The 24429-nt window shown below is 70.6% G+C and carries 21 protein-coding genes, 1 tRNA gene and 1 riboswitch; of the genes, 18 read left to right on the top strand and 4 right to left on the bottom strand.

Translation table 11 applies throughout. The features are described 5' to 3' along the window. Window positions 1-102 precede the first annotated feature (102 nt). Window positions 103-1335, top strand: a complete 1233-nt coding sequence (locus tag AB0B90_RS03595) for a deoxyguanosinetriphosphate triphosphohydrolase (protein WP_350944476.1) — start codon at window positions 103-105, stop codon at window positions 1333-1335. Window positions 1336-1455: 120 nt separating this feature from the next. On the opposite strand, the gene AB0B90_RS03590 is transcribed toward AB0B90_RS03595, so the two are convergent. Continuing rightward, the gene (locus AB0B90_RS03590) at window positions 1456-2340 is read right to left on the bottom strand and encodes a peptidoglycan DD-metalloendopeptidase family protein (protein ID WP_350944836.1); all 885 of its coding nucleotides are present in this window, start codon (window positions 2338-2340) and stop codon (window positions 1456-1458) included. Between the two features lie 201 nt (window positions 2341-2541). Between AB0B90_RS03590 and dnaG the strand changes: the two genes are divergently transcribed. The 4 genes from dnaG (at window position 2542) to AB0B90_RS03570 (ending at window position 7901) form a co-directional block, all read left to right on the top strand. Beyond that, complete coding sequence (dnaG, locus tag AB0B90_RS03585) at window positions 2542-4392, top strand: DNA primase (RefSeq protein WP_350944474.1); 1851 nt, start codon at window positions 2542-2544, stop codon at window positions 4390-4392. A gap of 180 nt (window positions 4393-4572) precedes the next feature. After that, window positions 4573-5709 (top strand): RNA polymerase sigma factor RpoD, encoded by a 1137-nt coding sequence (gene rpoD / locus AB0B90_RS03580; protein ID WP_350944834.1) that lies wholly within the window; start codon window positions 4573-4575, stop codon window positions 5707-5709. A gap of 432 nt (window positions 5710-6141) precedes the next feature. Further along, window positions 6142-7443 (top strand): hypothetical protein, encoded by a 1302-nt coding sequence (locus AB0B90_RS03575; RefSeq protein WP_362920592.1) that lies wholly within the window; start codon window positions 6142-6144, stop codon window positions 7441-7443. Continuing rightward, complete coding sequence (locus AB0B90_RS03570; RefSeq protein WP_350944471.1) at window positions 7440-7901, top strand: hypothetical protein; 462 nt, start codon at window positions 7440-7442, stop codon at window positions 7899-7901. The genes AB0B90_RS03575 and AB0B90_RS03570 overlap by 4 nt, the downstream gene beginning before the upstream one ends. A gap of 99 nt (window positions 7902-8000) precedes the next feature. Here the strand turns inward: AB0B90_RS03570 and AB0B90_RS03565 are convergent, their stop codons facing one another. Then, window positions 8001-8312 carry a YtxH domain-containing protein gene (locus AB0B90_RS03565; RefSeq protein ID WP_350944470.1) on the bottom strand — a complete coding sequence of 104 codons (312 nt, stop codon included), beginning with the start codon at window positions 8310-8312 and terminating at the stop codon, window positions 8001-8003. A gap of 170 nt (window positions 8313-8482) precedes the next feature. Here AB0B90_RS03565 and AB0B90_RS03560 point away from each other — a divergent pair. The 7 genes from AB0B90_RS03560 (at window position 8483) to AB0B90_RS03530 (ending at window position 15334) form a co-directional block, all read left to right on the top strand. Then, window positions 8483-8558 (top strand) — tRNA-Asn (locus AB0B90_RS03560). A 344-nt stretch (window positions 8559-8902) separates the two neighbouring features. Next, window positions 8903-10087, top strand: coding sequence for a nitric oxide synthase oxygenase (locus tag AB0B90_RS03555; protein WP_362920589.1), 1185 nt, complete (start codon window positions 8903-8905; stop codon window positions 10085-10087). A 235-nt stretch (window positions 10088-10322) separates the two neighbouring features. Beyond that, window positions 10323-11516, top strand: coding sequence for an agmatinase family protein (locus AB0B90_RS03550; protein ID WP_362920587.1), 1194 nt, complete (start codon window positions 10323-10325; stop codon window positions 11514-11516). Beyond that, entirely contained in the window at window positions 11516-12619 is a 1104-nt protein-coding gene (locus tag AB0B90_RS03545) for an ABC transporter substrate-binding protein (RefSeq protein WP_350944467.1), read from the top strand. The genes AB0B90_RS03550 and AB0B90_RS03545 overlap by 1 nt, the downstream gene beginning before the upstream one ends. Window positions 12620-12689: 70 nt before the next feature. Then, the gene (locus AB0B90_RS03540; RefSeq protein ID WP_350944466.1) at window positions 12690-13685 is read left to right on the top strand and encodes an ABC transporter permease; all 996 of its coding nucleotides are present in this window, start codon (window positions 12690-12692) and stop codon (window positions 13683-13685) included. Between the two features lie 46 nt (window positions 13686-13731). Beyond that, the gene (locus AB0B90_RS03535; RefSeq protein ID WP_350944465.1) at window positions 13732-14499 is read left to right on the top strand and encodes an ABC transporter ATP-binding protein; all 768 of its coding nucleotides are present in this window, start codon (window positions 13732-13734) and stop codon (window positions 14497-14499) included. 61 nt (window positions 14500-14560) lie between these two features. Then, a complete protein-coding gene (locus tag AB0B90_RS03530; protein WP_362920584.1) occupies window positions 14561-15334 on the top strand; it encodes an enoyl-CoA hydratase-related protein in 774 nt (257 codons plus the stop codon). A 158-nt stretch (window positions 15335-15492) separates the two neighbouring features. Here AB0B90_RS03530 and AB0B90_RS03525 read toward each other — a convergent pair whose 3' ends face one another. After that, entirely contained in the window at window positions 15493-16230 is a 738-nt protein-coding gene (locus AB0B90_RS03525; RefSeq protein WP_362920582.1) for a TetR/AcrR family transcriptional regulator, read from the bottom strand. A gap of 100 nt (window positions 16231-16330) precedes the next feature. Here AB0B90_RS03525 and AB0B90_RS03520 point away from each other — a divergent pair, with 100 nt between their 5' ends. After that, on the top strand, window positions 16331-17293 hold the full coding sequence (locus AB0B90_RS03520) for an ATP-binding cassette domain-containing protein (protein WP_362920580.1): 963 nt from the start codon (window positions 16331-16333) through the stop codon (window positions 17291-17293). Between the two features lie 80 nt (window positions 17294-17373). Then, a complete protein-coding gene (locus AB0B90_RS03515; protein WP_350944442.1) occupies window positions 17374-18126 on the top strand; it encodes an ABC transporter permease in 753 nt (250 codons plus the stop codon). A gap of 20 nt (window positions 18127-18146) precedes the next feature. On the opposite strand, the gene AB0B90_RS03510 is transcribed toward AB0B90_RS03515, so the two are convergent. Beyond that, complete coding sequence (locus AB0B90_RS03510; protein ID WP_350944440.1) at window positions 18147-18668, bottom strand: DUF402 domain-containing protein; 522 nt, start codon at window positions 18666-18668, stop codon at window positions 18147-18149. Between the two features lie 52 nt (window positions 18669-18720). Next, a riboswitch (SAM riboswitch) is annotated at window positions 18721-18833 on the top strand. A gap of 39 nt (window positions 18834-18872) precedes the next feature. Here AB0B90_RS03510 and AB0B90_RS03505 point away from each other — a divergent pair. The 4 genes from AB0B90_RS03505 to AB0B90_RS03490 are packed head-to-tail and all read left to right on the top strand — an operon-like array spanning window position 18873 to window position 24350. Beyond that, window positions 18873-19808, top strand: a complete 936-nt coding sequence (locus AB0B90_RS03505) for a glutathione S-transferase C-terminal domain-containing protein (RefSeq protein ID WP_362920578.1) — start codon at window positions 18873-18875, stop codon at window positions 19806-19808. After that, on the top strand, window positions 19805-21562 hold the full coding sequence (locus AB0B90_RS03500; protein ID WP_350944438.1) for an FAD/NAD(P)-binding protein: 1758 nt from the start codon (window positions 19805-19807) through the stop codon (window positions 21560-21562). Before AB0B90_RS03505 ends, AB0B90_RS03500 begins: the two co-directional genes overlap by 4 nt. Then, a complete protein-coding gene (locus tag AB0B90_RS03495) occupies window positions 21559-23382 on the top strand; it encodes an ABC transporter substrate-binding protein (RefSeq protein ID WP_362920575.1) in 1824 nt (607 codons plus the stop codon). Before AB0B90_RS03500 ends, AB0B90_RS03495 begins: the two co-directional genes overlap by 4 nt. Next, window positions 23379-24350 (top strand): ABC transporter permease, encoded by a 972-nt coding sequence (locus AB0B90_RS03490; RefSeq protein WP_362920573.1) that lies wholly within the window; start codon window positions 23379-23381, stop codon window positions 24348-24350. Before AB0B90_RS03495 ends, AB0B90_RS03490 begins: the two co-directional genes overlap by 4 nt. Window positions 24351-24429 lie beyond the last annotated feature (79 nt).

Genomic DNA, 24429 nt, shown 5'->3' with positions numbered 1-24429 from the left:
AGCACGCGAACGGGCGGGGAACGGCGCCGCATACCCGATAACCTGGTGTTTTCTCGCCGTTCCGCATAGCAGGTGCCTTTCGCGGATAAAATCAGTGCACTTATGCATGGTTATGACGAGCACGATCAGGTCAGGTGGGTGCCGGAACCACCCGGCAACCCGGAAAGAAGCCCGTTCGAGCGCGATCGGGCGCGGGTGCTGCACAGCGCCGGGCTTCGGCGGCTGGCCGCCAAGACCCAGGTCGTCGGCCCGGGAGAGACCTTCGGCAGCGGCCAGCACATCCCCCGCACCCGGCTGACCCACTCCCTGGAGTGCGCGCAGATCGGCCGTGAGATGGGGGAGACCCTCGGCCGCGACCCGGACCTGGTGGAGACCGCGTGCCTCGCCCACGACCTCGGCCACCCGCCGTTCGGCCACAACGGGGAGACGGCGCTCAACGACCTCGCCGCGGGGTGCGGCGGCTTCGAGGGCAACGCGCAGAGCCTGCGCCTGCTGACCCGGTTGGAGGCGAAGGTCGTCACCGAGGACGGCCGCAGCGCCGGGCTCAACCTCACCAGGGCCTCCCTGGACGCCGCCGTCAAATACCCGTGGACCCGCGAGAGAAGCGCCAAGTACTGCGTCTACGACGACGACATGCCGGTCTTCGAATGGATCAGGGAGGGCGCTCCGGAGGGGCAGGTGAGTTTCGAGGCGCAGATCATGGACTGGGCCGACGACGTCGCCTACTCCGTGCACGACCTGGAGGACGCCCTGCACTCCGGCGGCGTGCTGCTGGAGGCGATGCGCGATCCGGCGGAGCGCCGCGAGGTCTGCGCGACCACCCGCGAGTGGTACGCCCCCGACGCCGAGCCGGGCGAGCTGGAGGACCTCTTCCACCGTCTCATCACCCAGCCGCTCTGGCCCCGTCACTTCGACAGCTCGTTCGCCGACCTCGCCGCGATCAAGGGGCTCACCAGCTCGCTCATCGGCCGCTTCTGCAGGTCCGCCGAGGTCGCCACCCGCGAGGCGTACGGACCGGCGGCCGGACGCTACAGCGCCGACCTGATCGTGCCCAGGGCCACCCGTCTGGAGTGCGCGCTGCTCAAGGGGGTCACGGCCCACTACGTGATGAGCAGTGACGCGCACAGCGCCAACCAGGTCAGGCAGCGCGAGCTGATCCACGACCTGGCCCACCACATCATGCTGGGCGCCCCGGGGACCCTGGAGCCCGCCTTCAGACCCGCCTTCACCAGGGCCGCCGGCGACGCCGGCCGGCTTCGCGTGGTCGTCGACCAGATCGCCTCGCTCACCGACACCTCCGCGGTCGCCTGGCACCGCGCCCTCGCCGGCCGCTGACCGGGCACTGTCGCGTTCCCGGCGCGCCTTCCGGCGACGGGGACGACCCTCCTTCGTCGGTGGCCGACTGCCAGGGGCCGACCGGTGGACGGGCGAGCCCGCCCTGTCACGTTCCCGGTGTCAGGTGCCGCCGTTCAGCGGGATCTGCACCGGCTCCTGCGACGGCTCCGACCTCCTCTTGGTGGGCTTCTTCGTCGGCGTGGGCTGCGGTTTCGACGCGCACAGGGTGAAGCAGCGGGGAGCCGCCCCGGTCTGCTTCATCACGGCGAGCATCTCCTCCCTGGGGGAGAGTGTGGGATTGCCCTTCAGCCAGGCGTCCAGGTAGTCCCAGGGCTTGACCATGCCCCGGCGTACCCACCACATCGAGGGCGAGGTCTTCCAGGAGATCGCGAAGTAGAGGTTGCTCGCGGTCGAGCGGGCGTTGCCCGAGTTGCCGACCTGGCCCAGGACCTGACCGGCTCTGACGCGCAGTCCCGGCCGTACCCCCAGGGCGATCTTGTCCAGGTGGCCGCCGAGGTAGCGGACGCCGTCGTCGCCGATCACCGTGACGAACCGGCCCTCACGGTCGGCGCCGCGATCGGTGGAGGGTTTCCACCGGTTCTTGGTGTTGACCTCGTCGACCACGCCGTTCACCGGGGAGACGAACGAGCAGCCCTTGCCCGCCCAGATCGTGGTCTTGGGCAGAACCAGGAGCCTGCTCTCGTAGGTGACCGAGCAGCCCTTCACCGGGAAGACGTAGGTGTGCTCGGAGACCTTCGGTGGCGGTACCTGCACCGGGGAGTCGGCCTTGGGGCGGTCGACGGCCGTGGGAGGGGGAGCGGAGGTGGGAGTCGCCTGGGGCATGGTCGCGGTGACCGACGAGGCCGGCGCTCCGGCCGCGGACTCCGCTCCGGGGGTCGGGGCCGCCGTACCGATGCCCGCCACCCCGCCCGGCGGCGCACAGGCCGCGGTGACGAGCGCCGCGCCGGTCACGGCGGCCAATCGTGCTATATGCCCCGATCGCATGATCTCCACCCGCGTACATTATCGAGAATCCGCCTTTACCTTTGTAACCGACGTCCTGGTTGGTCAGGACCAATTCGGGAAAGTCATCGTTCCTCCTGTCCCTTCCGTCCCGGTGGTCCCCCTGGCCTGCCGGAAGATCGGAGCGGGGGCGGGCCCGGCTCCCCGCCCCGATCTGTCGGGAGGCCGGACTAGACTCGCGGCGTGGCAAGCCGGATCAGTGATGAGGACATCGCGCTCGTACGGGAGCGCTCGCCGATCGCCGACATCGTGGGTGAGCACATCCAGCTCCGCAACGCCGGCGGCGGCAACCTGAAGGGGCTCTGTCCCTTTCACGAGGAGAAGAGCCCGTCCTTCAACGTGACCCCCACCCGGGGTTACTGGTACTGCTTCGGTTGCGCCGAGGGCGGTGACGTCATCACCTTCGTCCGGCGTCTGGAGCACCTGTCGTTCGGCGAGGCGGTCGAGCGGCTCGCCAACCGGGCGGGCGTCCAGCTCCGCTACGAGCAGGGCGGCTACGTCCCCGGGCGCGAGCAGGGCGAGCGCATCCGCCTGATCGAGGCGCACCGGGCGGCGGCCGAGTTCTACGCCTCCAAGCTCTCGGCCCCCGACGCCGCGATCGGGCGCAGGTTCCTGTCGGAGCGCGGGTTCGAGCGGGTCGACGCCGAGCGTTTCGGCGTCGGATACGCCCCCGCCGAGTGGGAGGCCCTCTCACGGCACCTGATGGCGAAGGGCTTCACCACCGCGGAGCTGATCAAGGGCGGGCTGGCGAAGGAGGGGCGGCGTGGCCCGATCGACCGTTTCAGGGGACGGCTGGTCTGGCCTATCCGCGACATAACCGGAGACGTCATCGGTTTTGGCGCACGGAAATTGAACGATGCCGAAGACGGGCCGAAATACCTGAACACCCCGGAAAGCCCGCTTTACAAGAAGAGCGAGGTCCTCTACGGGGTCGACCTGGCCAAGCGCGAGATCTCCAAGCGCTCCCAGGCCGTGATCGTCGAGGGCTACACCGACGTGATGGCCTGTCACCTGTCGGGCGTGCCGACGGCGGTGGCCACCTGCGGCACCGCGTTCGGCGAGGAGCACATCAAGGTGCTCCGGCGGCTGCTGCTCGACCAGTCGGGGTCGCGGGGTGAGGTGATCTTCACTTTCGACGGCGACGCGGCCGGCCAGAAGGCGGCCCTGCGCGCCTTCGCCGACGAGCAGAAGTTCGTCACCCAGACCTTCGTCGCCGTGCAGGCCGACGGCCTCGACCCGTGCGACCTGCGTGTCAGGCAGGGCGACGCGGCCGTGCGCGACCTGATCGCCGGGCGCGAGCCGCTGTTCGCCTTCGCCATCCGCAGCGTGATCTCCCGCTACGACGGGAGCACCAACGAGGGGCGGCTCTCCGCCCTCGACGCCGCCGCCCCGATCGTGGCCGGCATCAAGGACAGGTCGCTGCGCCGGCTGTACGCCGTCGACCTCGACCGGTGGCTGGGCTTCAACAACGAGCAGTTCGTCCTCGACCGGATCGCCGAGGTCTCCGCGGCGGCCCAGCCGCGCGCCCAGCGCCCCGCGGGACCCCGCAAGGTCGCCGACCTCACCGACCCCGGGGTGCGGACCGAGGCGGAGGTGCTGCGGCTGGCCGTGCAGCGTCCCGCGCTGCTCGGCCCCGGCTTCGAGGCGCTGGGAGCGGAGGCGTTCACACTCGCCGAGCACACGGCCCTCTACCGGCTGATCGTCGACTCCGGCGGCACCGCCGCCGCGGGGCAGGGCGGACGCGAGTGGGTCGACCTGTTGCTGCGCGGGGCCGAAGACTCCCTGCGCGGGGTCGTCACCCGGTTCGCCGTCGAGGAGCTGCGGGCCGACCTGGCGAGCGAGGAGCGCTACGCCTCGGCGATGCTGGCGGCCCTGGAGCTCGTCTCGGTGACGCGGGCCATCGAGCGGCTCAAGTCGAGGATGGAGCGGACGAACCCGGTCGACGAGCAGCAGGAGTACAACCGGCTGTTCGGAGAGCTGGTCGCGCTGGAGCACCAGCGGCGCGTGCTCAGGGAGCGCGCGGCCGGGAGCTGACGGCCGGGAGCTGACGGCCGGGAGCTGACGGCATAAATGGCATTAATATCCGCGCACTGATTACACCAAACCCGAATAAGGTCTCGATCCGATAATGATCGTCGCCTTACCTTCGGTGACAAAAATAGGTCTGCCATTTAGGGGACCCAATACAGCAGACTGTCTCCCGTGGGTGCATCGGTGCTGCCAAGTGGGCCGCCATCGGTAGACCAGGTGGCCGACCTCGTCACGAAGGGAAGAGAGCGCGGAAGCGTCACGGTCGATGACGTGGCCGCCGCTCTCGACAAGTCCGAGTTGCCGTCCGACGCGCTCGAACGCGTCGTCCGGATGCTCGCCGAGAACGGAGTGGAGGTTCTTGAGCCCCAGGGCGATGAGGAGCCCGCCCGGGCCGATGAGGAGGACGTCGGAAAAAGGGCCCCGACCAGCGATCTTGTCCGCATATACCTGCGGGAGATCGGTCGCGTCCCCCTGCTCACGGCAGAGGAGGAGGTGGAGCTCGCCAAGTCCATCGAGGCGGGCCTGTTCGCCGAGGACAAGCTGACCAGCGTCGTCTCACGCATGGTCTTCCCGGAGTTCAAGGAGCTCGCCTGGCAGGGCACGCGGGCCAAGCAGCGGCTGATCGAGGCCAATCTGCGGCTGGTCGTGTCAATCGCCAAAAGATATGTGGGACGCGGGATGCTGTTCCTGGATCTCATCCAGGAGGGCAACCTCGGGCTCATCCGGGCGGTCGAGAAATTCGACTACACCAAGGGCTACAAGTTCTCCACATACGCCACCTGGTGGATTCGCCAGGCGATCACCAGGGCCATCGCGGACCAGGCGCGCACCATTCGGATTCCGGTGCACATGGTCGAGACGATCAACAAGCTGGTACGGGTCCAGCGCCAGCTCCACCAGGATCTCGGCCGCGAGCCCGCGCCCGAGGAGATCGCCCTGGAGATGGACCTGCCGATCGACCGGGTGATCGAGATCCAGCGGATCGCCCAGGAGCCGGTCTCGCTCCAGTCGCCGATCGGCGAGGAGGACTCCGACCTCGGAGACTTCATCGAGGACGCCGACGCGGTCGTGCCGATGGAGGCCGCGGCCTTCATCATGCTGCAGGACCAGCTCGACGACATCCTCGCGACCCTCTCCGATCGTGAGCAGCGCATCATCCAGCTGCGCTTCGGGCTCGCGGACGGACATCCCCGCACCTTGGAGGAGGTCGGCAGGGAGTTCGGCGTGACGCGCGAGCGCATCCGGCAGATCGAGTCGAAGACCCTCGCCAAGCTCAGGCACCCGACGAGGGCGCAGACGCTTCGCGACTACCTCGACTGAGGAGCCACACGGCGCGGGCCCCGGGAACCTCCGTTCCCGGGGCCCGCGCCGTTCGGCAGACCTCGCCACCGTGACCGTCAGGGCGCCCTCTCTCCGGGCCGGTGCCGCTCTCGCCGATCACCTGGAGTCCCTGTTTCCCCGAGGGTTCCCCGGGGGCGACCTTTCCAGTGGTCCGGTACCGGTCACCTGGAGTTCTCGCCTTGCCGAGGGAATCCTTCCGCTGGTCCGGCGCGGATCATCCGGGCTCCCCGCTTCCCCGCTTCCCCGCTTCCCCGGTTCGTGCCGGTGCGGTGGTCCGGCGCCGATCACCAGGGATTCCTGTCGTGGTGATCACTCCAAAAGCCCCGGTTTTCCGGGGCGTACGGCGTTCCTGTTCGGCGCGTTCGGGGGGCCGGGCTGTTCTCCTGGGCGATACAGGCGCAGACTGGGCGGATGGAGTCGCGAGCGGCGGTCGACGACGCCGCGCTCGGGCGCGAGGCGTGGTCCGTGCTCGACGCGAACTGGACGGGGTCCGCGACCGTCCCCGCGCCCGGCCTCTACCCCCACCAGTGGAACTGGGACTCCACCTTCGTCGCGATCGGCCTGGCCCGCTGGGACACCCGCAGGGCGGGGACCGAGCTGATCAGCCTGCTGGCGGGGCAGTGGGCGACCGGAATGGTGCCGCACATCGTCTTCCACCCCGTCCACGCGGACGGATACTTCCCCGGCCCCTCGGTCTGGCGATCCCGGGAGCACCCGGCCTCCCCCCGCGCCGTGTGCACCTCGGGGCTGACGCAGCCACCGCTGCACGCGCTCGCCCTGTGGTGGATATGGCGGCACGCGGCCGACCGCGACACGGCCGTGGCCCTGGTGCGGCGGCTCTATCCGATGCTGGTCGCCCAGCACGACTACCTCGCCACCCGCAGGGACCTCGGCGGGGGAGGGCTCGCCGCGATCGTGCACCCGTGGGAGTCGGGAATGGACGACAGCCCCGCCTGGGACGCGCCCCTGGAGGCGCTGCCCCCGGTCCGTCCCGCCTACCGGCGGCGCGAGGAGCCCTCCGAGCGGCGCACCGACAGCCGCCAGGACCGCTACATGGCGCTCGCCCTGGGCTGCCGGGACTCCGGCTACGACCCGGCCTATCTGCGGGACGAGCACCCGTTCGCGGTCGAGGACCCGATGTTCAACGGGATCTGGCTCGCCTCCTGCCAGGCCCTCACCGAGCTGGCCCCGGTGGCGGGCGCGGACGCGGGCCCGCACCGGGAGGCGGTGGAGCGGATCCGCGCGGCGCTGCTGGAACGCCTCTGGGACGGCGGGGTCTTCCGCGCCCGCGACCTGCGCGGCGACCGGCTCAGTCCCGTGTGCACGGTCGGTGGCTTCGGGCCGATGCTCGACGAGGGGATGCCCGGCGAGCGGGTCGCGGATCTGGTGAGCGTGCTGGAGTCGGCCCGTTTCATGGGGGCCGCCGGATATCCGGTGCCGAGCTGCGAGATCCGCGCACCGCAGTTCGACCGGTCCTGCTACTGGCGCGGGCCGTCCTGGGTGAACACCAACTGGCTGCTGCGCCGGGCGGCGGCCGTGCACGGCCTGGAAGGGCTGGTGCGGGTGCTCGGCTCGGGCACCCTGCGCCTCGTACGGCAGGCCGGTTTTCGCGAGTGCTTCGACCCCTTCGACGGCAGCGGGCGGGGCAGCCGGGACTTCTCCTGGTCGGCGGCGCTCACCCTCGACCTGCTGGCGGATACCGTGGAGCGGTGAAGCTCTTCAATCGCATGCCCCCCGAGGTCCGCGCGGCCGCCGTCCCCGGCGACCGGGTGCTCGCCTACGCCGAGGGTCCCGACGGCTACGTGATCGCCGCGGACAAGGCCCTCTACCTGGGCGGCGAGCGCGTGCCCTGGTTCCAGGTGGATCGCGGGGTGTGGGACGAGGAGGGGCTGACGGTCACCACCACCGACGGGCGCTCGCACCGGGCGCTGCTGCCCGAGCCGGGCCGGATCCCCGAGGCCGTGCGGGAGCGGGTGATCGCCTCGATCGTGGTCAACCACTACGTTCCGCTGGACGCGCGCGGGGGAGTGCGACTGGTGGCGAGGAAGGCCGACGCCGACCGGCTGATCTGGGAGTTCGTCTTCGACGCCGGCCTCGACCCGGACGATCCCGGCCTGCGTGCCCTCGCGGAGCAGGCGCTTGAGGAGACACGCCGAAGCTTCGGCGTCTGAGACATCGGCCTCCGGACACGCGAAAGGCCCCCGTAGGGGCCCTTCGCACCGACGGGCCGTGCTCGGCCCGTGGCCGCCGACGGAGCGGCGGCAGGAAGATCAGTAGGGTGCGTTGGTCTTCTGGTTCTCCGGCCAGCCGGTGCCCGTGTCGTCGTGCCGGTCGCTGTGCCAGCCGTTGGCCGAGCGCAGGAACGGCAGCCGGTTCTTGGCCACGTCGCTCACCTTGGCCCTCGCCACATCCGTCGCCTGGGAGACCTTGGCGCCCATCAGGCCGGCCGTCTCCTGCACGGCGGGGTTGTCGGAGACGCGCTGGGCCAGTCGCTTGATCTGCTCGTAACGTTCCCGGCCGGCGCGGCTCCCCAGGATGTAGCCGACCGCGAATCCCACTCCGAGCATCAGTCGATAACGCATGTCCACCTCCACAAACATGTTCCGCGGACCCTGTCCTGTGATCACTCGCGGATCGCCTCGTCTCGCCCCTACCCCGGAGTATCGATGCGACACACACCCACGGAGTGCGCTAATCTATTCCTGCGCCGCAAGGAACGGGGGACACCCGGTCCGACCAGCGCGAAGCGCAATCCCGTGTAGCTCAATCGGCAGAGCAGCCGGCTGTTAACCGGCAGGTTATAGGTTCGAGTCCTATCGCGGGAGCCAGTTGAAAGGCCCCGGAAGCCCAGCTTCCGGGGCCTTTGCCGTCTTCTGTCCTGATTCAGTCAGCCTCCCGCGTTCCAGTTCGCCGGACAAACCACTGTGAATCCCAGAAAATAGGGAACGCCACGCCCGGCGCCGCCATGATCTTGGCGGGCGGACCGGTGCGCGGCTGCCGCGGACAACAGCGATCGCAGCGGGGAAGGGCCGCCGCGTCGAGGGCACCGCGCCGCCCGGAACGGTCGCCGTGCCCGTGAGCCACAATGGGTGGTTTTTCTGTGCTGACCTGGCGAAGGTCCCGGCGGAGTACGCCGGATTCGATGCGCGACGTCCCCGGTGTACTCGGGCCCGTGGGCATTTCCGGCGGTGTTCCCGACGGTGTTCCCGACGGTGTTTCCAGGGGCGTTCCCGAGGTGCCCCCGGTCGACGTGGCGGCGGCCGAGGATTACCTCAGGCTTTTCCACGCCGAGAACCCCGGGGCGGGAACCCTGCGGGAACGCCTGCGTGAGGTCCGGCAGGAGATCGCCGGGACCGGAACGTACACGCACACTGCCGGCGAGCTGATCTTCGGCGCCAGGGTGGCCTGGCGCAACAGCGGCAGGTGCATCGGGCGCCTGTACTGGCGCTCGCTGCGGGTGCGCGACCGGCGACACGTCACCACGGCCGAGGGGGTCGCCGTCGAGTGCGTGAACCACCTGCGGGACGCGGCGCCGAACCGCAGGATCCGCCCGACGATCACGGTGTTCCCTCCCGATCGGCCGGGGGCTCCGGGGCCGAGGATCTGGAACGAGCAGCTCATCCGCTACGCCGGATACGCGATGAAGGACGGTTCGGTCGTCGGTGATCCCCGCTACACCGATTTCACCGCGATGCTGCGCGAGCTGGGCTGGGCAGGGGGGCCGGGAAGTCCCTTCGACGTCCTCCCGCTGGCGATCTCGATGGGGGACGGGCCTCCGCTGCTGTCCACGATCCCCGGCGACGCCGTGCTGGAGGTCGCGCTCTCACACCCCGCCTACCCGTGGTTCGAGCAGCTGGGACTGCGCTGGCACGCCGTGCCGGTCATCTCGAACATGTGCCTGGAGATCGGCGGGATCTGTTACCGGGCGGCCCCGTTCAACGGCTGGTACATGGGGACCGAGATCGGCGCCCGCAACCTGGCCGACGCCGACCGCTACGACCTGATGCCGGTCATCGCCCGGCGGATGGGCCTGGATGTCGAGAGCGACCGCTCGCTCTGGCGGGACTACGCGCTGGTGGAGCTGAACGTGGCGGTCCTGCACTCCTTCGAACGGGCCGGGGTGACGATGACCGACCACCACACCGAGTCCAGACATTTCCTGATGCATCTGGAACGCGAGGAGAAGGAAGGACGGGTCTGCCCAGCAGACTGGTCCTGGATCGTGCCCCCCATCTCGGCCTCGGCCACCCCGGTCTTCCACCGCTACTACGAGGACCGGCAGCTGTCACCGAACTTCGTCCACCACCCGGACTCCCTGGAGCGTGCACTCGGTCACCGGACTGCAACGGGGGGTTAATCCGGGGGAAACGTACCGGCGATGCACTTGCAGTGACCCACCTCATGGTGGGGCGCACCTAGGGTTCCGCCGCCGCCGACGCCGGATGTCACGACCGTGAGGCCGTACGGCGTCGGCGCGGGACTGGTCCGAGAGGTGCAGGCGGCCGCGTGGCCGTTCCACGGCGGGACAAAAGCCCGGGAGGCCGGCCGACCCCGGCTGCCCTCCGGCCGGGTTCCGAGCTGATCGGAGCTCCATGCACTGGCACCCGTCCGCTTCCGACCCCGCCCGCCAGGGCCCCTCGTCCGCGGCACCCTCGGCACCCTCGGCACCCTCGGCACCCGACAGGTACGGCCCCGAGGCCCGCTTCGCCGTCGACCGCGAGGCCGAACTGCCCACCACCAACTGGGAACGCGAGGTCGCCTGGGCCCTGGAGGTGGGCCTGCAGGGCGCCGACTCCATCGTCGACCGGCGCATCCCGACCTTCTCCCGGGGAGAACTCCCGCACTTCGCCGGGATCAACACCTTCCTCAAGGCCCCGTACGTCGAGGACGTGCGGCGCTGCGGGGAGTACGACGTGGCGATCCTGGGGGCGCCGTTCGACGGCGGCACCACCTACCGCTCGGGCACCCGCTTCGGACCGCAGGGCATCAGGAAGATCTCCGCCCTGTACGGCCCCTACAGCTTCGAGCTGGGAGTGGACCTGCGCGAGTCGATCACGATGGCCGATCTCGGGGACGTGTTCACCATCCCCGGCAACATCGAGAAGACCTTCGACCAGATCTCCAAGGCCGTCTCGCACGTCTACTCCAGCGGGGCCTTCCCCGTCGTCCTGGGCGGCGACCACTCCATCGGGTACCCGACCGTGCGCGGCGTGGCCGAGCACCTCTCGGGAAACCTCGGGATCATCCACTTCGACCGGCACGTGGACACCCAGGAGACCGACCTCGACGAGCGCATGCACACCACGCCGTGGTTCCACGCGACCGACATCCCCAACGTGCCGCCGCAGAACCTGGTGCAGATCGGCATCGGCGGCTGGCAGGCGCCCCGGCCGGGGGTGAAGGTCGGCCGCGAGCGCGGCACCACGATCATGACGGTCACCGACTGCGTGGACATGGGCATCGAGGCGGCGGCCGAGCGCGCGCTGGAGGTCGCCTGGAAGGACGCCGAGGCCGTGTGGCTCTCCTTCGACGTCGACTGCCTGGACGCCGCGTTCGTCCCCGGCACCGGCTGGCCGGAACCCGGCGGCTTCCTGCCGCGCGAGGTCCTGAAATTCATCCAGATCATCGCCGACGCGGCGCCGCTCGCCGGGATCGAGGTCGTGGAGTGCTCGCCGCCCTACGACAACGCGGAGATCACCTCGTTGATCGCCACCCGCGTCATCTGCGACACCCTCGGCTGCCTGGTCCGTTCCGGGCACCTGCCCACGAGGAAGGGAGCCTCCTGATGCTCCGCCGCCCGCCTCTCACCCTCCGTCGGCCTGTTTCGTCCAGGCCGCCCGGCCGGACCGGGTCGCTCGGGGCGTTTCGTTCGTCCCGCGCTCCGTTCTCGCTTCGCCTGCTCGTCTCTCTCTTCCTCCTCGCCGCCTGCGCGGCGTGCGCCTCCACCCCGGGCGGTGCCGCCGAGCCCGCCGCCTCCGGCGGCGAGAAGACCCTCACACTGGGCTTCTCCGCCTGGCCCGGCTGGTTCCCCTGGCAGGTCGCCCAGGAGAAGGGGCTGTTCGCCAAGAACGGCCTCGACGTCGAACTGAAGTACTTCGACAGCTACACCGACAGCCTGACGGCGCTCGCCACCGGCAACGTCGACGCCAACAGTCAGACGCTCAACGACACCATCGCCTCGGTGTCCGGCGGGGCGAAGCAGACGATCGTGCTGGTCAACGACAACTCCACCGGCAACGACCAGATCATCGCCAGGTCCGGCATCTCGACGGTGGCCGACCTGAAGGGCAAGACCGTCGCGGCCGAGCAGGGAACGGTCGACCACTACCTGCTGCTGCTCGCGCTGCGGAAGGCGGGGCTCACCGAGAAGGACGTCACCTTCAAGCCGCTGCCGACCGATGCCGCCGCCGCGGCCTTCAAGGCCGGCCAGGTGGACGCGGTCGGGGTCTTCGCCCCTTTCACCACCACCGCGCTGGAACTGCCGGGTTCCACGGCCATCGCCACCTCCAAGGACTTCCCCGGCGCCATCCCCGACCACCTGGTGGTGGCCGCCTCGCTCGTCGCCGAACGGCCGCAGGAGGTGCAGGCACTGGTGAAGACCTGGTTCGAGACCCTGGAGTGGATCGCCGCCAACAGGGCCGACGCCACCGCGATCATGGCCAAGCGGGCGGGGGTGAGCGAGGCCGACTACACGAGCTACGACGCGGGGACCACGATCTTCTCCCTGGAGGACAACCTCGCCGCCTTCGAACCCGGCGACACCGGCGACCACCTCGACAACCAGGCGTCCCTGATCGCGAAGTTCCTCGTCGACTCGGGCCTGGCCGACACCGAGCCGTCGCTGGACGGCCTGTTCGAACCGAAATTCGTCAGAAGTCTCAAGCCGTGAGAACCGTGAGAGCAGTGAGGGTTGTCAGAGCGGTGAGAGCGGTGGAAGCCGGCAGAGCGGGAGCACCGACATGGAGACAACGCCGGGTGACGACCGGCTGTGGCCGGGGCGGGTCCAGTTCGCCCTGCTCGCCACCCGGAAGGTCGAGGCCCTCATGAGCGCGCGGACCGCCGAGCCCGCCGCCGCGCCCCCCGACGAGGAACGGCGGGCCTGGGAGCCGCTGCCCCGGCGCTCGGACCGCCCCGGACGGCTGAGAAGACGCCCTCCCGGCTCCGGCGCCTCCATCGGCAAGAACCGCTCCGGAGCGGGAGGTCCGTCTCTCCGGGCCCGCTGGGGCCTGCGGGCGGCCTCCGTGCTCGTCCCGCTCGCCCTCTGGGCGGCCGTCAGCACGGCGGGGCTGGTCGACCCCACCTTCCTGCCCTCCCCGCTGGCCGTCCTGGAGGCGTTCGCGGAGATGCTGGGCAGCGGGCAGCTGCTCGACGACACCCTCGCCAGTCTCGGCAGGGTCGGGACCGGTTTCGGGCTGGCGGTGCTGATCTCGGTGCCGCTGGGCGTCGCGATGGGCACCTCGGCCGTGGCGCTGGCCCTGCTGGAACCGGCCGTCGGCCTGCTCCGATACATGCCGGCCGCCGCGTTCATCCCCCTGCTCATCATCTGGCTCGGCCTCGGCGAACCCTCCAAGATCGCGATTCTCGTGCTGGGCGTGGTGTTCTTCAACACGCTGATGGTCGCCGACGCCGTACGGCGGGTGCCCGGTGAGCTGGGCCAGGCCGCGGCGACCCTCGGTGCCAGGCGCGGCGAGATCCTCAGGAAGGTGACCTGGCCGTACGCGCTCCCGGCGGTCGTGGACGCGGCGCGGATCAACGCCGCCGCCGCGTGGAACTTCGTGGTGGTGGCCGAGCTCATCGCCGCCGAGTCGGGGCTCGGCTACCGGATCGTGAGGGCACAGCGGTTCCTGCAGACCGACAAGATCTTCGCGGTGCTCGTCGTGATCGGGATCGTCGGCCTGCTGATCGACGTCGCGCTGCGCCTGCTGCGCGATCGTCTCGGGAGGTGGGTGGCGTGAGGCCGGAGTCACGAGTCCTGGGCGACCGCTTCGGGAGGTGGACGGCATGACCCTCGTACTGCGCGGCGTGGCCAAGGACTACGGCGCCACGCGCGTCCTGGACGGCATCGACCTGTCGATGGAGCCGGGCGAGTTCGTGTGCGTGGTCGGGGCGAGCGGCTCTGGCAAGTCGACGCTGCTTTCTCTGATCGCCGGGCTCACCCCGGCGAGCGCGGGATCCGTCTCGCTCGCCGGAGCGCCCGTCACCGGTCCCGGTCCCGAGCGCGGGCTGGTCTTCCAGTCGGGCGCGCTGTTCCCCTTCCTCACCGTCGCGGAGAACGTGGCCTTCGGGTTGCGACTGCTGCCGATCTCCAGGGCGGACCGGGAGCGGCGGGTCCGCTGGTATCTCGGCGAGGTGGGACTGTCGTCCCTGGCGGGCGCGCTGCCCCGGCAGCTGTCCGGCGGGCAGCGCCAGCGGGTGGCGATCGCGAGGGCACTCGCGTGCGAGCCGGCCGTGCTGCTGCTCGACGAGCCGTTCGGGGCGCTGGACGTACAGACCAAGGAGGACATGCAACTCTTCCTGCGCCAGGTGTGGCGCGACACGGGCACGACCGTGCTGATGGTCACCCACGACGTGGAGGAGGCCGTCCTGCTCGCCCAGCGGGTGCTCGTCTTCGCCTGCGGTCCCGGCAGGGTCGCCGCCGAGGTGCCGATCGACCTGCCCGCCTACCGGGCGCTCACCGTCAAGCGCACCTCCTCCTTCCTCGGCCTGCGCGCGACGGTCGAGGATCTGGTCCGCTCGCACATGCTGACGCCGGAGAGGGAGAAGGTGTAGAACGATATTCTGTGACTCTCCGGGCGGGGAGTCCCCGGCGGGCTGTCGAGGGGGATGCGCAATGGTCGATCCGGTGCTGTCGTCGATCGAGCGGGGCGTGCTGACGCTGACCCTCAACCGCCCGGACCGGCTCAACGCCTGGACCGACGAGATGGGCCGCCGCTACTTCGACCAGCTGGCCGAGGCCGAGAAGAACCCCGAGGTCCGGGTGATCGTGGTCACCGGCGCGGGGCGGGGATTCTGCGCCGGTGCGGACTTCCAGACGCTCACCGCCCTCCAGGACGGCTCCTACGCGGGGCGGCCCGACCCGCGTCCCACCACCTTCCCGACCACGATCCGCAAACCGGTGATCGCCGCCGTCAACGGCGCCTGCGCCGGGCTCGGCATGGTCCACGCCCTGCTCTGCGACCTGGTCTTCACGGCCGCCGAGGCGAAGTGGACCACCGCCTTCGCCCGGCGCGGCCTCATCGCCGAGTACGGCATGTCGTGGATCCTGCCCCGCCTGGCCGGTCAGGCGAGGGCGATGGACCTGCTGCTTTCCGGCCGCACCTTCACCGGCGCCGAGGCGTACGAGCTGGGCCTGGCCGGCCGGTCGGTGCCGGGGGAGAGGCTGATGGAGGAGACGCTGGCCTACGCCCGCGAGCTCGCGACGCACAGCTCCCCGGCCTCGATGGCGGTGATCAAGCGTCAGGTCTGGGGTGACTGGCAGCAGAGCCTGGAGGCGTCGGAGTCGGCCGCGAAGCGCCTGATGGCCGAGTCCTTCGCCAGGCCGGACTTCGTCGAGGGCGTCGCCAGCTTCGTCGAACGCCGCGCCCCTGACTTCCCGCCGCTGTAGCCCGGCAGCCTCGTGGGCCCCGGTGGCGTGTCCGGCGGCATTCGGCTCACCGGGCAGGAACGTCACCGGGTTTCCGGCGCGCACGGGGGCGTGACGTGGGCGGCCTCGGAGGGCGCGGGGTGTCGGTCACGGCGTGGGCGGTGTGCGGTCGCCGACGATCAGGTGGGTGGCTTTTCGGTGACGAGCACCGCGAGGCCGTCGAGGATGCGTTCCATGCCGAAGGTGAACTCGTCGTCCTCACCGCCCGGCTTGTCGAAGACCCGGGCTTCGAGAAGCTCGTGGATCTCGGGGAAGCGCTGGGCGTCGGTGAGCCTGGCGAGTGACCTGCCGTAGCCGGACAGCGCCTCCTCGTCGGTGACCTGGGAGGTGCGGTGGGCGTCCTGGAGGTCGGCGAGGAGCGCCACCTCGGTCCTGACGAAGCCGTTGACCAGCAGCAGCGCCGCGAGCTTCGTGTCCGCGTCCAGTCCGGTGCCGCGCAGGCAGCGCAGCCCGGCCTCCAGCCAGGCGACGTGGTTGGGCATGATCCCCGGCCCGGTGATGGGGATGCGCAATGACCAGGGGTGCCGCTGCAGGGCGACGCGCATGGCGGCGCCCCATCGGTGGACGCCCTGACGCCAGTCGTCGCCCGGCTCGGGGAGCGGGGGAGGCGGGCCGAGCACCGCGTCCGTGATGAGCATGAGCAGGTCGCCCTTGGACAAGACGTAGCGGTAGAGCGCCATCGTGGAGACGTCGAGCTCGGCGGCGATCTTGCTCATCGAGACCGCGGCGAGCCCTTCCGCGGAGCCCACCCGCAGGGCGGCCTCCACGATGTGCTCCAGGCTCAGGCTGCGTTTGGGGCCCTTGCCGGGCCGCTCGCGCAGGCCCCAGGCGATCTCCACGCTCTCCGGCACTTCCATCGCGCTCCCGGGCTTGACCGTCCTTTTCTGCGAGTGTATACCTTACGCAATATCGTGTATGTCATAAACAGTAGAGCGTACGCCATACACAGGAGGGGTAGTGGAAGCAGCGATAGAGGCGGTCGGCCTCACCAAGTCCTACGGCAGGGTCGCCGTCCTGAAGGGCGTCGACCTGCGCGTCGCCAGGGGGAGCGTGTACGCCCTGCTCGGTTCCAACGGGGCGGGCAAGACGACGACCGTACGCACCCTGGCGACGCTGGTCGGGCCGGACGGGGGACGGGCCACGGTCGCCGGGTTCGACGTCGTCCGCGACCGCCGCCGGGTGCGCCGCGCCATCAGCCTGACCGGCCAGCACGCGGCGGTCGACGAGTTGCTGACCGGCGAGGAGAACCTCCGGATGATGGGCCGCCTGTCCGGCCTGTCACGCGCGGGGGCCCGCCGCAGGGCGGCCGAGCTCCTGGAGCGGTTCGACCTGGTCGAGGCGGGAAAGCGGCGGGTCGGCACGTACTCGGGTGGTATGTGGCGACGCCTGGACCTGGCCGCCGGGCTCGTCGGCGCACCATCGGTGATCTTTCTCGACGAGCCGACGACCGGGCTCGACGTGCGGAGCAGGCAGGCGATGTGGGAGGTGATCACCCGCCTCGCCGACTCGGGGACGACGGTCTTCCTCACCACCCAGTACCTGGAGGAGGCCGACAGCCTCGCCGACAGGATCGCGCTGCTCGACGGCGGACGGGTGGTGGCGGAGGGCACCGCCGACGAGCTCAAGGCGAGGGTCGCCGCCTGGCGGCTGAACCTCGTCCTGGCCGACGCCGGCTCGTTCGCCGAGGTGACGCGCCTGCTCGGGGCGCGGGCCGTGCACGCCGATCCCGCCAGGCTCACCGTCGAGGCGGCCACCGACGGGAGCGCCGCGCAGATCCGCGCCCTGCTGGACGAGGTGGATCCCGGGCGTTCCGCGGTCGAGAGGTTCACCGTGCGAGGCGCCACGCTCGACGACGCGTTCCTCGCCCTGACGGACAACCTGACGGACAATCCGACGGACAGGGAGCGGGCCGGTGTCTGACCTCACGGCGACGGACGTCTCGACAAGCGAGGAGCGGCGAGTGTCCTGCCCCGTCGTCGGGTGCGAGGGGAGGAGGGCCGGTGTCTGAGCTCGTCGCCTGGCCGGTCATGACCGGCCGCGCCGTCCGCCTGTCGCTGCGCAACCTCGACGCGCTGATCACCTCGTTCCTGTTGCCCGTCATGATCATGCTGATGTTCGTCTACCTGTTCGGCGGCGCGATCCAGACCGGCACCGACTACGTCACCTACGCCGTCCCCGGCGTCCTCGTCATGTGCGCCTCCTACGGCGCCTCCCTGACCGCGGTCGCCGTCAGCCAGGACATGAGCCGGGGGATCGTCGACAGGTTCAGGTCGATGGACGTCGGCGGAGGGGCGTTCCTGGGCGGGCACGTGGCCGCCAGTACCGTGCGCAACCTCACCTCGCTCGTCATCGTGTTCGTCGTCGCCTTCCTGCTCGGCTTCCGGGCGGACGCGGACCTGGCGGGCTGGGCCGCGGCGGCGGGCATCCTGGTGGTGTTCGTCCTGGCCGTCTCCGCGGTCTCCGCCGTGGTCGGCCTGCTGGCCAGGACGCCGGAGGCCGCGGGCGGCTTCACCTTCGCGGTGATGTTCCTGCCCTACCCGAGCAGCGCCTTCGTCCCGGTCCACACCATGCCCACGTGGCTGCACGGGTTCGCGGAGAACCAGCCGGCCACGCCGATCATCGAGTCCGTGCGCGGCCTGCTGCTCGACAGGCCCGTGGGGAGCGACCCGTGGAAGGCGCTGGCCTGGTGCGGCGGTTTCCTGCTGGTCTCGGCGCTGCTGTCCGGCAGGTTGTTCCGCGACCGCGCCCGCTGAGGTGGCCGGAGGGGACGCGCTCAGCTGACCAGGGTGAGCCAGTGCGGCGCGTCCCCGAAGGGGGCGGTGCGGGTGGTGACCGCCTCCATCAGCCAGGCGGCCGAGGCGCGGGCGCTCTCGACCACGTCGGGCGGGTAGGCGTACCTGATCCGGTGCTCCTCGAACTCGTCCTCGTCGTCCAGGAAGACCCGGCTCCGGCGGCCCTTCAGCAGGTTCCCGCGGACCCTGATCACGTCGAGGTCGAGGTCGATCATGGTGACCTGACCGTCGCTCCACCGCGGCACCGTGGAGATGTCGCAGTAGATCTCGTGCTTGTGCGGTGCCGTGTTGAACGCGGCCGTCCACCAGGCGTCGCGGGGGAAGAGCATCACGAACGGATGCGGCCAGGCGACCGCGGGGCCGTCGCCCTTGTGGCCGCTGGAGTCGGCCACGCAGCCCGTCCACACCCCGTGCTCGTCCTCGCCGAGCAGCAGGCCGCGGTGGTGCCAGTGCAGTGACCCGTCGTACTTGCGGTAGACCACGTTCACGCTCTCATAGGACATTCCCCGACATTAAGGCTTGACAGAGATCTATGTATTTCCTACCTTCTAAATAGGTTAAGAGTGTCAGTGCGAAGCCCCGGCTGACTGACCGGCAACCCTCGCACCGCGGCGGGGTGCCCCCGGGGGAGACCAGGCGGCACGGTGGGCGTGCCGCAAGCGCGGACCCCTTCACCGGGGTCACCACGACATGTCCGGGAGCGCCAGATGCCGAAGAGCAGCACACTGAACCACGCGAGCCCCGTCGACCTCGACACCCACGGCCACTACCGGCCGGGTGGCAGGTCCGGCCTGCGCTACCCCTTCCAGGGGCGGATCGGCACAACCGCCTTCCCCGCCGAGCCGGGGCGCTACCACCTCTACGTCGCGGCCGTCTGTCCGTACGCTCAGCGCGCCGCCATCGTGCGCTCCCTCAGGGGACTCCAGGACGTGGTCTCGCTCTCCTACGTCGACGACGAGCGCGACGGGCGCGGGTGGGCCTTCCGCGAGCGGCGCGGGGCCGACCCGGTCAACGGCTTCACCACCCTGCGGCAGGCGTACGAGGCGACCGAGCCCGGCTTCGACGGGCACGTCTCCGTACCGGTCCTGTGGGACAGGACGAGCGGCCGCATCGTCAGCAACAACTTCCCCGACATCACGATCGACCTCGCCACCCGGTTCGGCGGCGACCCAGAGGCCGACCTCTACCCCGAGGAGCTCAGGCCGGAGATCGACGAGCTCAACACGAGGATCTACGAGATCGTCAACACGGCGGCGGGCCGCGTGGCGTCGGCCACCACCGAGACCGCGTACACCGAGGCGCGCGCAGAGGTGATCGCCTTCCTGGACGAGCTGGACGACCGGCTGGCCGACCGCAGGTACCTGTTCGGCTCGGGGATCACCGAGGCGGACGTACGGCTCTGGCCGACCCTGCTCCGCTTCGACCTGAGCGACAACCCGGCGGCCAGGATCAGCGAGCGCCCGCTGACCGCCTTCACCAACCTGTGGGCCTACGCCAGGGACCTGTACGCCCACCCCGCATTCCGCGAGAACACCGACTTCACCGTCATCTCCCCCTTCCGCGGCGAGACCGACACCTGGCGTGTCCCGGTCGAGCCGCTGTACGCCGACTGGGACGAGCCGCACCGCAGAGCCGCCGTATGAGCGCCTCGATCGCGGTCGTCGGCGCGGGACCGACGGGCACCTGCCTGGTGGAGCGGATCTGCGCCAACGCCGCCGACCTGCTCGGCTGGCCGTCGCTGGACGTCCACGTGATCGACCCCCACCCGCCGGGCGGCGGGCGCGTCTGGCGGCGCGACCAGCCGGACCTGCTCTGGATGAACTCCACCGCGGCCGACGTGACCCTCTTCACCGACGAGTCGGTGCGGTGCGAGGGACCGATCCGCCCGGGACCCACGCTGGCCGAATGGCTCGGCGGAGACCCCGGCAGGTTCGCCACCCGCCCCGCGCAGAGCGGCTACCTCTCCCACGTCTTCCGCCACGCGGTGGCGACCGCGCCGCGGGGCGTCCGGGTGCACGTGCACGCCACCCGCGCCGTCGACCTCGCCGACGTCCCCGGCGGCCAGGCGGTGAGGCTGGAGAACGGCGGGACGATCGAGGTCGACGCGGTGATCCTCGCCCAGGGACACGGCGACGTGACCCCGACGAGCGAGGAGGGCACGCTGGCCCGCCTCGCCACACGTACGGGGCTGCGCTACCTGCCCACCGGCTACGCGGCGGACCTCGACCTGGACGGCGTCCCCGCGAGGGAGCCGGTGATCGTACGGGGGATGGGGCTCGCCTTCGTCGACCTGATGGTGCTGCTCACCTCGGGCCGGGGCGGCCGGTTCGTCCGCGAGTACGACGGGGAGCTCGTCTACCTGCCCAGCGGGCGAGAGCCCCTCCTGCACGTGGGTTCGCGGCGCGGGGTGCCGTACCACTCCAAGACCGGTTACCCCTTCAAGGGCGCCCGCCCGCCGGTGCCGCGCTTCCTCACCCGCGAGGCGCTGGGCGAGGGGCCGTGGGACTTCCGCAGGGACGTGTGGCCGCTCGTCGCCAAGGAGCTGGCCTTCGCGTACTACCACGAGCTCATCACCGCCCACCCCAAGCGGGTCAAGCTGGGCTGGGAGGAGTTCGAGGAGGGCTTCGCGGCCGAGGAGTGGCGCAGCCTCGGGATGCGCAAGCTGATCCGCCAGGCCGTGCCCCGGCACCCGGACCGGCTCGACTTCGACCGGCTCGACCGGCCGCTGGACGGCATCCGGTTCGGCGACCACGCGGGCCTGCAGAAGTGGATGCACGGCTATCTCGCCGTCGACCTGGAACGGCGCTCCGACCCCGCGCACAGCGCCGACCACGCCATGATCCTCGGACTGCTCTCCGTCTACGGCGTCCTCGCCGAGCTGGGCATCTCCGACCCGTGGTTCGGCGGCTTCTTCAGCTACGTCGCGAGCGGTCCGCCGGGATCCCGGCTGGAGGAGATGCGCGCCCTCGCCAGGGCCGGGGTGGTCACCTTCCTCGGCGCGAACCTCAAGGTCGACCACCATGAAGGACGCTGGCGGGCACAGAGCCCCACCGTGCCCGGTGGCGTCGCGGCCGGCACACTCGTCGAGGCCCGGCTGCCCGCGCCCAGCGTGAGCCGGGCCGTCGACCCGCTCATCGGCGCGCTCCGCGACCGGGGCGAGCTCGACGAGGAGTCGGGCCTGGTGAACGTGCGGACCGCGGACCGCCGCCTGCTCGACAGGTCAGGCAGCCCGCACCCCCGCAGGTTCGCCCTCGGCCCCTGGGTCGTGGGCGGCAGGGCCACCGCCGGCTTCGCCAGGCCCCGCCTCAACGCCCCGCTCTTCCGCCACGCCGACGCCCTCGCCCGGATCGTGCTCTCCGAGGCCGCCGGAACCCAGATCAGACGGCACGTCGCGTGAACCGCCCCGATCGCCATACCCGGCGTGTCGTCGAGCCGGCCGGACGCGCCGTACCGAACAACGCCGCACAACACGCCGTACAGAACAACGCCGTACAGAACGCCGTGCGGAAGCACGTCGCAGAGAAGCACGCCATACAGAAGCACGTCGTACAGAAGCGCAAGGAGAAGAACGTGAAGTTGCGATGGGGCGCCCTGACGCTCGCCGGAGTGCTGGCGCTCGCGGCGTGCGGAGCCGAGAGCGGGGCCCCGAGCGCGAAGGCCGGTGCGGACGGCGGTGGCGGCAGTGGCGACGGCGGGTCGCTCGTGTGGGCGGTGGAGACACAGCCGATCACCTTCAACCCGCACCAGTGGGGCCAGAACAAGGCCCGCCTCCTGGTCCACAACCAGTTCGACGCACTGATCGCCCGGGGCGTGAACGGTGAGTTCCTGCCCTGGCTGGCCACGTCCTGGAAGGTGTCGGAGGACGGCCTGACCTACACCTTCGAACTCCGCGACGACGTCACCTTCCACGACGGCGAGAAGTTCGACGCCGCCTCGGTGAAGGCGAACCTCGACCAGCTCGTCGCACCCGGCTACAACGCCGCGCTCAGCGCCATCCAGCTGCGCAACTTCGAGAAGGCCGAGGCGACCGCGCCGTACACCCTGAAGGTCACGCTCAAGGCCCCCGACGGACTGTTCCTCGACTTCCTCTCCTCCCCGTACGCGGGCCAGGTCTCCCCGAAGTCGCTGAAGAACGCGAAGGACCTCAAGGCGGGCGGCGTCGACGTGGTCGGCACCGGGCCGTTCATCCTCGACCGGTTCACCCCCGGCCAGGAGGTCCACTACAAGCGCAACCCCGACTACAAATGGCCGCCCACCGGCGCCGCCCACCAGGGACCGGCGCACCTGGCCGAGATCACCTACCGCTTCCTGTCCGAGGCGGCGGTACGGGTCGGCGCGCTCACCTCCGGGCAGGTGCAGGTGATCGAGGGCGTGCCCGCCACCGAGATCGGCCTCATCAAGAGCGACCCCGAGCTGAGACTGGAGACCAGCCTCAACTCGGGAAGCGCGTTCTCCTACTACTTCAACGTCTCCCGTCCCCCGTTCGACGACAAGCGGGTCCGCGAGGCCTTCCGCGACGCCGTCGACGTGGACGCGGTGCTCAACTCCGTCTACCAGGGCACCGCCAAGCGGGCTTGGAGCGTCATCGGCCAGGGCAGCCCGCAGTTCTACGACCCCTCCCTGGAGAAGACCTTCGGCAACAACCCCGAACGGGCCAACCGGCTGCTCGACGAGGCGGGCTGGAAGGAACGCGACGCCGAGGGCTTCCGGGTCAAGGACGGCAAGCGACTCACCGTGCGCACCGTCAACGCCGCGCCGTTCGTCCGCGACCGCCGCGACGTCCTCGCCCAGGCCGTCCAGGCGGCCGTCAAGCAGAGCGCCGGGATCGACTTCCAGGTCAAGATCGTTGATCAGGGCACCGCGCAGAAGGCCGTCGAGGACAACGAGTACGAGATCTTCGAGAACTCGCGCGGCGACACCGACGCCGGGGCGGCGCTCAACCTGATCCTGGCGAAGGACGCCGCGATCAACCGCACGAAGTTCGGGAGCGCCGAACTGGACGAGCTGCTCGCCGGCGCGTCGGCCGCCTCCGACGTCGCCAAGCGCAAGGAGCTCTACGCGAAGGTGCAGAAGACCGTGATCACCGACGAGGCGATTCTGCTCCCGCTCTACGTTCCCGCCGACCAGGTCGCCTACAGCGCCTCGGTCACCGGGATCACCTTCGAGCCGGTCTCCGGCACCCCCAACAGTGCTTACGACATCCGGATAGGGACGTGAGCACCCTTTCACTCACCCGGCGGCGGGGGCTGGCCGCCGCCGGGTGGCTCGGCCCGGTGGGCCGGCGGCTCGGAGCGGGCGTCGCCGTGCTCTGGGCCGCCGCCACCGCGGCCTACCTCGCCCTGCTGCTCGCCCCCGGCGACACGATCGACGTGCTCATCGGCGACGGCATCGACACCCCCGAGCGGCGGGCGGAGATCATCGCCGAGTGGGGGCTGGACCGCTCCCCGCTCCAGCAGTACGGCGACTATCTGCTCCGCCTGCTCCAGGGAGACCTGGGCCGCTCCTACATCCTGCAGCGCGGCGTCGGCGACATCCTCGCCTCCCAGATCGGGCCGACGATCCGGCTCGCGCTCACCGCAGCCCTCCTCGGGGTCGTCCTCGCCCTGCTGCTCGCCCTGACCACCGCGGGCCGCAGCCCCTGGCTCGGCGGCCTGGTCGGACTGTCGGAGCTGGTCACCGTCTCGGTCCCGCCGTTCCTCATCGGCATCCTGCTGCTCGCCGTCTTCTCCTTCACCCTCGGCTGGTTCCCCGTCTCCGGGGACAGGGGACTCGCCTCCCTGGTACTGCCAGGACTCGCGCTCGGGCTGCCGATCGCGGGGGTGCTCGGCCAGGTGCTCCGCGAAGGGCTGGAACGGGCACTTGAGGAGCCGTTCGCGGTGACCGCCCGCTCGCGCGGCATCACCGAGTGGCGGCTCGTCGCCCGGCACGCCCTGCGTCACGCGCTGCTCCCCGCCGTCACCCTCACCGGCTGGTTCGTCGGCTTCCTGCTCGGCGGAGCGATCATCGTGGAGGCCGTGTTCGGCCGACCCGGGCTCGGCCAGGTTACCGTCGGCGCGGTGAACAGCAAGGACATGCCGCTGGTGATGGCGGTCGTGCTGATATCCGCCCTCGCCTACGTGACGGTCAGCACGATCGTCGACCTCGCCTACCTCGCGATCGACCCCCGCCTGAGGAGGAGCCGATGACGACCCCGTCGCGCGAAGAGCCGGTGACGGTTCCACCGCCGATTCCACCGACGATTTTGCCGAGGCAGGAGCCGACGGT

The organism is Streptosporangium sp. NPDC049078 (assembly GCF_040648855.1).
GTDB lineage: Bacteria > Actinomycetota > Actinomycetes > Streptosporangiales > Streptosporangiaceae > Streptosporangium.
Note: the sequence above shows the minus strand (reverse complement) of the source record. Positions and strands in the feature narration are given on the sequence as shown.

Bases quoted from the DNA above. Each gene is read 5' to 3' on its own strand.
- AB0B90_RS03595 (WP_350944476.1), top strand. From the start codon at position 103: ATGCATGGTTATGACGAGCACGATCAGGTCAGGTGGGTGCCGGAACCA.
- AB0B90_RS03590 (WP_350944836.1), bottom strand. From the start codon at position 2,340: ATGCGATCGGGGCATATAGCACGATTGGCCGCCGTGACCGGCGCGGCG.
- AB0B90_RS03575 (WP_362920592.1), top strand. From the start codon at position 6,142: ATGGAGTCGCGAGCGGCGGTCGACGACGCCGCGCTCGGGCGCGAGGCG.
- AB0B90_RS03565 (WP_350944470.1), bottom strand. From the start codon at position 8,312: ATGCGTTATCGACTGATGCTCGGAGTGGGATTCGCGGTCGGCTACATC.
- AB0B90_RS03550 (WP_362920587.1), top strand. From the start codon at position 10,323: ATGCACTGGCACCCGTCCGCTTCCGACCCCGCCCGCCAGGGCCCCTCG.
- AB0B90_RS03545 (WP_350944467.1), top strand. From the start codon at position 11,516: ATGCTCCGCCGCCCGCCTCTCACCCTCCGTCGGCCTGTTTCGTCCAGG.
- AB0B90_RS03540 (WP_350944466.1), top strand. From the start codon at position 12,690: ATGGAGACAACGCCGGGTGACGACCGGCTGTGGCCGGGGCGGGTCCAG.
- AB0B90_RS03535 (WP_350944465.1), top strand. From the start codon at position 13,732: ATGACCCTCGTACTGCGCGGCGTGGCCAAGGACTACGGCGCCACGCGC.
- AB0B90_RS03530 (WP_362920584.1), top strand. From the start codon at position 14,561: ATGGTCGATCCGGTGCTGTCGTCGATCGAGCGGGGCGTGCTGACGCTG.
- AB0B90_RS03525 (WP_362920582.1), bottom strand. From the start codon at position 16,230: ATGGAAGTGCCGGAGAGCGTGGAGATCGCCTGGGGCCTGCGCGAGCGG.
- AB0B90_RS03510 (WP_350944440.1), bottom strand. From the start codon at position 18,668: ATGTCCTATGAGAGCGTGAACGTGGTCTACCGCAAGTACGACGGGTCA.
- AB0B90_RS03505 (WP_362920578.1), top strand. From the start codon at position 18,873: ATGCCGAAGAGCAGCACACTGAACCACGCGAGCCCCGTCGACCTCGAC.
- AB0B90_RS03500 (WP_350944438.1), top strand. From the start codon at position 19,805: ATGAGCGCCTCGATCGCGGTCGTCGGCGCGGGACCGACGGGCACCTGC.